This is a genomic window from Neobacillus terrisolis (genome assembly GCF_051233475.1).
Taxonomy (GTDB): domain Bacteria; phylum Bacillota; class Bacilli; order Bacillales; family Cytobacillaceae; genus Bacillus_BU.
In genome coordinates, this window is sequence record NZ_JBKFGH010000022.1 from 168015 (window position 1) to 175726 (window position 7712).

The window sequence follows — 7712 nt, forward strand, 5'->3', positions numbered from 1 at the left end:
TAGTATTACTCGGTTCGTCCCCAAAAAGAAGGCTTATAGTTTGTTAGCTGAGCAAGCGCCCGTTCTTCGATCGGGATTCTTATCGACATCATTCCAAGATTTAAAAGGGAAAAAATAACCGCTGTAAAATATGCATTAAACATCAACGGAATTACGAAGAGCTCTGTGCAGACAATACAATAGTTTGGATGTTTAATAAACCGATAAGGACCTTGTTGGATTGGATTGGCATCCGGGAGAACGATTATTTTCGTATTCCAAAACCTTCCCAGTGTCGTTAACGTCCAAATTCTTCCCGCTTGTGCGGCTAAGAAAAACATTACTAAAAACGGCCACAGCTTAGACAGGGACTTATTCAAAAGGGTTACCTCAACGAACAATCCAACAAAAAATAACACATGCATCGATACAATCAATCGATAATGGTCTTGACCAAATTCAACTGCACCTTGAGCCTTCATCCATTTTTCATTATTCTTTGCCAGTCCAACCTCCAGCAAGCGTTGAATGGCGATAATAGAAATAAATCCGTAAAATAAATTCATCATTATTCCCACCTTAATAACAGCAGTTCTGAGCTGAATCCTGGTCCTAAAGCTGTCGCCAGTCCAACATCACCTTGGATAGCTTTTTTCATAATCTTCTTCAAAACAAACAGAATGGTTACTGAGGACATATTTCCAAAGTTCTTTAAAATTTCAAGAGGTATGTCAATCATCGAAGCAGGAAGGTTAAGTGCTTCTATGTACGCTTCTAATACCTTCTTACCTCCTGGATGGGCGATAAAATGGTTAATACTGTTCCATTCCACTCCGGTTTTGGTTAAAAACTCACAAACATTTGGCTCTAACCATTTTTCTACAATGGTTGGTATGTCCTTTGAGAAGACTACATATAAGCCTTCATTTCTAACATCCCAGCCCATAACATCAAGTGATTGTCGCATAAGGGTAGATTGGGTTGAGAGAATTTGAGGGGATGCTTTCCTTTTTTGATACGTTCTGGCATTTGATTGGTCTCCGCAGACTAATGCACAAGCGGCACCATCTGCAAACAAGGATGTCCCGATTAAATTGCTTTTTGAACGATCGTTTCTTTGAAACGTTAAACTGCACAATTCGATTGATAATACGAGAACCTTTGCCTTTGGATAGGCCAGACAATATTCGTATGCTCTGGATAAACCGGACGCTCCACCGGCGCAGCCCAATCCCCAAAGCGGAATTCTTTTCGTATGTGGTGTAAAGGACAATTGATTCATGATTCTCGCTTCAATACTTGGTGTTGCTAAACCTGTGGTAGATACAGTAAAAATGGCTTCAATCTCTTCGTAAGCGAATGTTTCGGTAAGGAAATCCTCATTTGTTAAACAATTGTCAATTGCTTCTATTCCTAACATGATCGCGGCATCGATATAGGCATTATTCTTTTCTGCCAAGGAATGATCTTGCTTGTACCATTCGAGTGGTTTGACCAAATGACGTTTCTCAATTTGGCCATTTTGAAAAGCTGTCAGCAAACGTTCAATATCCTTAAACGATTCAGAAAATAATTCTGCAGCAAACTCCATAGCATGCTGCTGCTCAATCACTGATTGCGGAACAGCATCGCCAATTGACAAAATAAATGGCATTGAACCCTCTCCTTACCAAATCAGTTTGATTATTTTCTCCAGAAATATAGGGGGTTATGTAAAAGAAAAGAAGAAACCGCGAGGATTAAAAACAAGGCTGTGTTAAAGCTCAGTGTTAATGGAGCGGAAGGCGCTTGACTCCTGCGGGAGCAGCGGGACAGGTGAGACCCCACAGGAGCTTTAGCTCCGAGGAGAAGGAAAAGCGGAAGCGGCTTGCCCAGGGGCGACAGGCATAAGACGAGCCGTCAAGAAGGTCGTTCTTTGACCTTCTTGACGGCTTGGCTTATGACCCCGAGCCCCTAGCCGCTGCAGCTAGACAGGCTCACCGCCCGCCCCGCGGAAAGCAAGCGCCTGGAGTGGAAATCAACAGTCAAGTTTAACACAGCCTAAAACAAAAAAAAGCTTCCCTCGATTGAAGGAAGCATGAACGTTTTGAAGAAGTTGTTGTGCTCTTTTATTATAATCCTAAGCCCCTAGTTTGGTCACGATGAAAATTTTTCCTGTATGACTCCCAATTTGATTATTTCTTTTTATTCCCCTGATTTTGAACTTCAATGAAGATCTTCTTTTCGGCTAATTCTCCACAAACATCACATTTTTTTATATCGTCATATAAAAGTCTGCAACGTTCACAATAATATTTTTCCATTACGTATCAGTCACTTCCTGTCAAATGAACAGTTTGTTTTAACATATTCATTAAAAACAGAAACGTGACTGATTTTTAGGATAATAAAAACCTATAAAACTTCTTGCTCTGCTAAGTTATTTAGCTTGGCTGTTTTATTTGCAGGAAAAACGTTAAAGACAATATTTAAAAGAATCGCTGTTAAGCTACCGGCTACAATGCCATTGTCTGTTAAGATTTGGATGTTTTCAGGAATCTTTGCAAATAAATCAGGTACTGCGGTTACTCCTAAGCCCATACCGACTGAACAAGCAATAATTAACAGGTTTTCTTGAGAAGCGAACTCGACTTTGCTTAACATTTTAATCCCATATGCGATGACCATACCAAACATGGCAACCATGGCTCCGCCAAGGACTGGAGTTGGAATAACAGTTGTTAATGCACCGATTTTCGGAACGAGTCCTAATACAACTAAAAATGCGCCTGCTGCGTAAATGACCGATTTGCTTTTTACCCCAGATAGTTGTACTAAGCCTACGTTTTGAGAATAGGTAGTGTACGGAAAGGCATTGAATAACCCGCCAAGAATAATCGCTAATCCTTCTGCACGGTATCCGTTCGCTAGATCCTCATCTGACAGCTTTTTCTTGCAAATATCAGATAAAGCAAAGTAGACACCTGTTGATTCAACTAAACTAACCAATGCAACAAGCGTCATCGTTAGGATTGGAGTAATTTCAAATGTTGGTGTACCAAAATAAAACATTTTCGGAAGATGAGCCCACGAAGCGTCTCCAACTGCTGATAAATTTACCTTGCCCATTAAAGATGCAATGACTGTCCCTGCGACAAGACCTAATAATATAGAAATAGATCGGATAAAGCCTTTTGCAAATTTATATAGTAATAAAATGAATGCAAGTGTTCCAAATGCTAATGATAGATTAGATAACGATCCAAAATCGGCGCTGCCTTGTCCACCAGCCATATTATTCATTGCAACAGGGATAAGGGTGATTCCAATAATTGTTACGACCGATCCCGTAACAACCGGCGGGAAAAACCGGACAAGCTTACCAAAAAACTTGCCAATCACGACAACAATTAGTCCAGAAATGATAATTGAACCGTAAATAGCCGAAACACCATATTGAGCCCCAATTGCGATCATCGGCCCGACTGCAGTAAACGTACATCCCAACATTACCGGAAGGCCAATTCCAAAGAAACGGTTGCGCCAAACTTGGAGGATTGTTGCGATTCCACACATTAAAATGTCGATTGAAACTAAGTAGGTTAATTGCTCGCCGGAGAGCCCTAAAGCCCCGCCCACAATTAATGGAACGATTACCGCGCCCGCATACATCGCTAATACGTGCTGAATCGCTAATGAGGTAATTTTTAATGGTTGTTGTTTCATTATAATAACTCCTCCACCTGTCTGTTTAAAAATTGCACTTGCCCATTTTGCAAAGATTCAATTTCAGCTAATGATTCCACTCGATACCCTTTTTCCCGAAGCAGCATGCCTCCGTTTTGGAACGATTTCTCTATCACAATTCCAAAACCAACTACTTCTGCATTTGCTTGCTTTACGATATCAGCCAAACCAAGGGCTGCCTGCCCATTCGCTAAGAAATCATCAATGATGAGCACACGGTCATTGGCTGCTAAAAACTTATTAGCCACCGCTATGGCATTCGTCTCCTGCTTTGTAAATGAGTAGACTTGACTGGTAAGTAAGTCCTCTGACATCGTTAATGAGATTCTTTTTCTGGCAAAAACAAGTGGTACATGAAGCATCATCGCTGCCATCACACCCGGTGCAATACCCGAAGATTCAATCGTTAATACTTTTGTGACTGCCTCGTTTTTAAAACGTTCTGCAAATTCCTTGCCAATTTCCATCATTAATAAAGGGTCAATTTGATGGTTTAAAAATGAATCTACCTTTAAAACAGTATCTGATAATATGATTCCTTCATTTACGATTTTTCGTTGCAATGCTTCCACTATGTGATCCCCTCCCTATTCGTAAATGTTATTTTTAAAAAATAGGCTGTTAATTTTGGCTGTTGATTTGCGCTCCAGGTGCTCAGCGACCCAGCGGGGGAGTCCTGGAGCCTCCTCGGCGCGATTGCGCCTGTGGGGTCTCCAGTGACACCTTCTCCCGCAGGAGTCTCGCACCTTCCGCTCCAATCAACAACGTGCTCAAAATCAACATTGTTCTTTTAAAAAAACAAAAAAGCCTAAAGGCATCTGCACTCAAATAATGAGTGAGACAATACCTTTAGGCTAATAAATAAAAGGAAAGGAAATGAAAAGAACGAACATCAATGATCGTCCTTGTTCATATTGCTCACTCATAGTCGGATTTTTTACGGAAATCCGGTAGAAACTTGCGGGCCATATTCCCGCGATTATATGAGTTAGTTACCGTATGAAATTTAAAGTTATTATATCAATATAGTTTATTCTCGTAAACCTTAAATATATTAAATTATTCCCTTATTCCGAGTTTACCCACCCTACACCCATCAACCAAAAACGCTTTGGCAAGCCAATGGAAACCTTTTCTACTTATTCACAATTACTTTTGAGTTCACATTTTATTCACATTTTCTCACAATTAAATGTGACATAAATCACCGAAGTTTCAGGTTTACACTATACCCATAATGGTAATTCATTAATTGAACATTTTGTGAACTTATTCAAACAATATGGAATATTCTCTATTGTTCGGTATGATGAAAGTGTAATCATCAAATATTTCCAAAATGTAATGAGGGGGTGTAAGGCTATGGCTAAAACGGAGCTTGGAAATAAAACCAATGCACCGATTAAACATGAAGAAGAACAATATTTAAAAGGAACATTGGTTTCCGTTTTCTTAGTCGCATTAGTCCTTATAGGTACTTGGGCAGGAGTTTATTTTATGTACGCAGATCGTTTGTAGAAGAGGGAGAGGGGAAAAAAAGCCATGCATATCCATAAGTTTGAAAAGGTTTGGCTAATTTTCGGGATAGCGATGTTAATCGTATTCTTATCGGTATTAGGGGTAAGTGCTTTTTATTTAGGAAATCAACCACCAAGCTGCTTAAATACCATTGATCCAGCAAAAGTTGATACAACAGCACCATTTGATAAGCCAGGCCTTAAAAAAGTAGAAGGAAAAGAGTGGGACTACGAGTTAGTTATTGTTGCGTCCATGTTTAATTACAATCCTGGAGCTGTAGAGATTCCTAAAGGTTCAAAAGTTAAAGTTATGGTCACTACAAAGGATGTTATCCATGGATTTGAAATCGCAGGGACTAACGTAAATATGATGGTAGAACCTGGTTTTATAAGTGAATATGTTGCTTCATTTAATAAAACAGGAGAATTCACTATTGTGTGTAATGAATATTGTGGTATGGGTCATCACATGATGACGTCGAAAATCGAGGTGGTTGAATAATGAATAATCCATCAGTGATCAAAGTTGACCGTCGTGATGGTAAATTGGCTATGGCTCATTTTTATGTAGCCTTTACTGCATTGGCAATCGGGGGACTTGCAGGACTTTTACAAACTTGGGTCCGTTCTGGTGAATTTACATTGCCTGCAGGTATTGGGTACTATCAAATATTAACTGTTCATGGTGTTTTATTAGGTCTAGTATTAACAACGTTCTTTATTATGGGCTTCCAGCATTCTGCTACAAGCGCATCGTCAGGTGCTTATTCAGACGGTGCCCGCAGAACCGGTTGGATTGGTTTTTGGGTTATGACAGCAGGAACAGTATTAGCCGCTGTAATGATTCTCTTAAATCAGGCAACAGTCCTATATACTTTTTATGCACCTTTACAAGCACATCCACTTTATTATGTTGGATTAACGCTTGTTGTTGTAGGAAGTTGGATCGATGGTGCTGCGATCTGTGCTACATATGTGAAATGGCGTAAAGCTAATCCAGGTAAAACAAGCCCATTAATGACCTATATGTCGCTTGTAAATACGATGTTATGGTATATCGCAACACTTGGCGTAGCCGCAACTGTTCTTATTCAATTATTACCTTGGTCATTAGAATTAGTTCCAACTGTTAACGTATTAGTCAGCCGTACTTTATTCTGGTATTTCGGTCACCCACTTGTTTATTTCTGGTTATTACCGGCTTATATGGCATGGTATACCGTCATTCCAAAAGTAATTGGTGCAAAGATATTCTCTGACTCACTGGCACGACTATCGTTTTTGCTCTTTATCTTATTCTCATTCCCAGTAGGGTTCCACCACCAATTAACTGAGCCTGGTATTGATCCAGCCTGGAAATTCTTACAGGTTGTTCTAACATTCTTAGTTGTTATTCCGTCTTTAATGACAGCATTCTCGTTATTTGCCACATTTGAAACCTATGGTCGTTCAAAAGGCTCAAAAGGTTTGTTTGGATGGGTGAAAAAGCTTCCTTGGGGAGACGCTCGTTTTGTTGTACCGTTCATCGGAATGCTTGCTTTCATTCCTGCCGGTGCAGGTGGTATGGTTAACGCTTCTCACCAAATGAACCAAGTTGTCCACAATACTGTTTGGGTTACTGGTCACTTCCATTTAACTGTTGCAACAGCTGTTGTGATTACTTTCTTTGGTGTTTCTTATTGGTTAGTTCCGCATTTAACTGGTAGAGTCCTTACAAAGGCTATGAATAAATTATGTATTCTACAAGGTGTTCTTTGGGCAATCGGCATGACCTTCATGTCTGGAGGAATGCACGCCGCAGGTTTACTTGGTGCTCCTCGCCGCTCAGCATTTTCTGACTATGCAGGTTCAGCCCAAGCAGCTGAATGGATTCCATATCAAATTGCTCAAGCGGTTGGCGGTAGTATCCTATTTATTTCAGTAATATTAATGGTTTACATTTTTATCAGACTTGCTTTCTTTGCGCCTAAAGGTGTTCAAGAGTTTCCTATGGGTGAAGTGGATGAAAATGCTGAGCCAACTCCAGCCGTATTTGAGAATTGGAAAATTTGGCTTGGATTAGCAGCATTACTAATCGTGTTTGCTTATACTGTTCCACTTACAGATATCATTCAGAACTCACCTGTCGGATCACCAGGATATAAACCTTGGTAAAATAAAGGCTTCAAAAAGGAAAACCGCTTTGGAAATCCAAAGCGGTTTTTTTATTTGGCTGTGTTAAAGCGCAATGTTGATTTTGAGCACTCTGTTGATTGGAGCGGAAGGTGCGAGACTCCTGCGGGAGAAGGTGTCACGGGAGACCCCACAGGCGCTATGGCGCCGAGGAGGCTCCCGGACTCCCCCGCGGAAAGGGAGCACCTGGAGCGGAAATCAACAGCCAAATAGAACAGAGCCTTTTGTTTAAAAATTAATCTTAAAGCTGATAAATACTGCTGTATTTTTCTTTTAAATATTTTACTAGGTATTCGGCATTTAAGCTTTCGCCGGTGA

7 protein-coding genes and 1 riboswitch are annotated in these 7712 nt (G+C 40.3%); of the genes, 3 read left to right on the forward strand and 4 right to left on the reverse strand.

The window, feature by feature from the left end:
* Nucleotides 1-5: 5 nt before the first annotated feature.
* From ACI48O_RS15000 to ACI48O_RS15015, 4 genes are all read right to left on the reverse strand, one after another.
* Nucleotides 6-548, reverse strand: coding sequence for an isoprenylcysteine carboxyl methyltransferase family protein (locus tag ACI48O_RS15000; RefSeq protein WP_435562637.1), 543 nt, complete (start codon nt 546-548; stop codon nt 6-8).
* Complete coding sequence (locus tag ACI48O_RS15005) at nt 548-1633, reverse strand: type III polyketide synthase (RefSeq protein ID WP_435562638.1); 1086 nt, start codon at nt 1631-1633, stop codon at nt 548-550. The genes ACI48O_RS15000 and ACI48O_RS15005 overlap by 1 nt, the downstream gene beginning before the upstream one ends.
* 740 nt (nt 1634-2373) lie before the next feature.
* Complete coding sequence (locus ACI48O_RS15010; protein ID WP_435562639.1) at nt 2374-3684, reverse strand: nucleobase:cation symporter-2 family protein; 1311 nt, start codon at nt 3682-3684, stop codon at nt 2374-2376.
* The gene (locus tag ACI48O_RS15015; protein WP_435562640.1) at nt 3684-4277 is read right to left on the reverse strand and encodes a xanthine phosphoribosyltransferase; all 594 of its coding nucleotides are present in this window, start codon (nt 4275-4277) and stop codon (nt 3684-3686) included. Before ACI48O_RS15015 ends, ACI48O_RS15010 begins: the two co-directional genes overlap by 1 nt.
* A 333-nt stretch (nt 4278-4610) precedes the next feature.
* Nucleotides 4611-4712: riboswitch (purine riboswitch) on the reverse strand.
* Between the two features lie 355 nt (nt 4713-5067).
* Here ACI48O_RS15015 and ACI48O_RS15020 point away from each other — a divergent pair.
* Genes ACI48O_RS15020 through ACI48O_RS15030 form a run of 3 tightly spaced genes read left to right on the forward strand, consistent with a single transcriptional unit; the run spans nt 5068 to nt 7376 of the window.
* Nucleotides 5068-5223 (forward strand): cytochrome c oxidase subunit 2A, encoded by a 156-nt coding sequence (locus ACI48O_RS15020; protein ID WP_435562641.1) that lies wholly within the window; start codon nt 5068-5070, stop codon nt 5221-5223.
* 24 nt (nt 5224-5247) lie between these two features.
* Nucleotides 5248-5724, forward strand: a complete 477-nt coding sequence (locus tag ACI48O_RS15025; protein ID WP_435562642.1) for a cytochrome c oxidase subunit II — start codon at nt 5248-5250, stop codon at nt 5722-5724.
* Nucleotides 5724-7376: a b(o/a)3-type cytochrome-c oxidase subunit 1 gene (locus tag ACI48O_RS15030; RefSeq protein WP_435562643.1), complete on the forward strand. Its 1653-nt coding sequence runs from the start codon at nt 5724-5726 to the stop codon at nt 7374-7376. Before ACI48O_RS15025 ends, ACI48O_RS15030 begins: the two co-directional genes overlap by 1 nt.
* The last annotated feature ends 336 nt before the right edge of the window (nt 7377-7712 follow it).

Coding starts and splice junctions, on each gene's coding strand:
- ACI48O_RS15000 (WP_435562637.1), bottom strand. CDS start 548: ATGATGAATTTATTTTACGGATTTATTTCTATTATCGCCATTCAACGC.
- ACI48O_RS15005 (WP_435562638.1), bottom strand. CDS start 1,633: ATGCCATTTATTTTGTCAATTGGCGATGCTGTTCCGCAATCAGTGATT.
- ACI48O_RS15010 (WP_435562639.1), bottom strand. CDS start 3,684: ATGAAACAACAACCATTAAAAATTACCTCATTAGCGATTCAGCACGTA.
- ACI48O_RS15020 (WP_435562641.1), top strand. CDS start 5,068: ATGGCTAAAACGGAGCTTGGAAATAAAACCAATGCACCGATTAAACAT.
- ACI48O_RS15025 (WP_435562642.1), top strand. CDS start 5,248: ATGCATATCCATAAGTTTGAAAAGGTTTGGCTAATTTTCGGGATAGCG.
- ACI48O_RS15030 (WP_435562643.1), top strand. CDS start 5,724: ATGAATAATCCATCAGTGATCAAAGTTGACCGTCGTGATGGTAAATTG.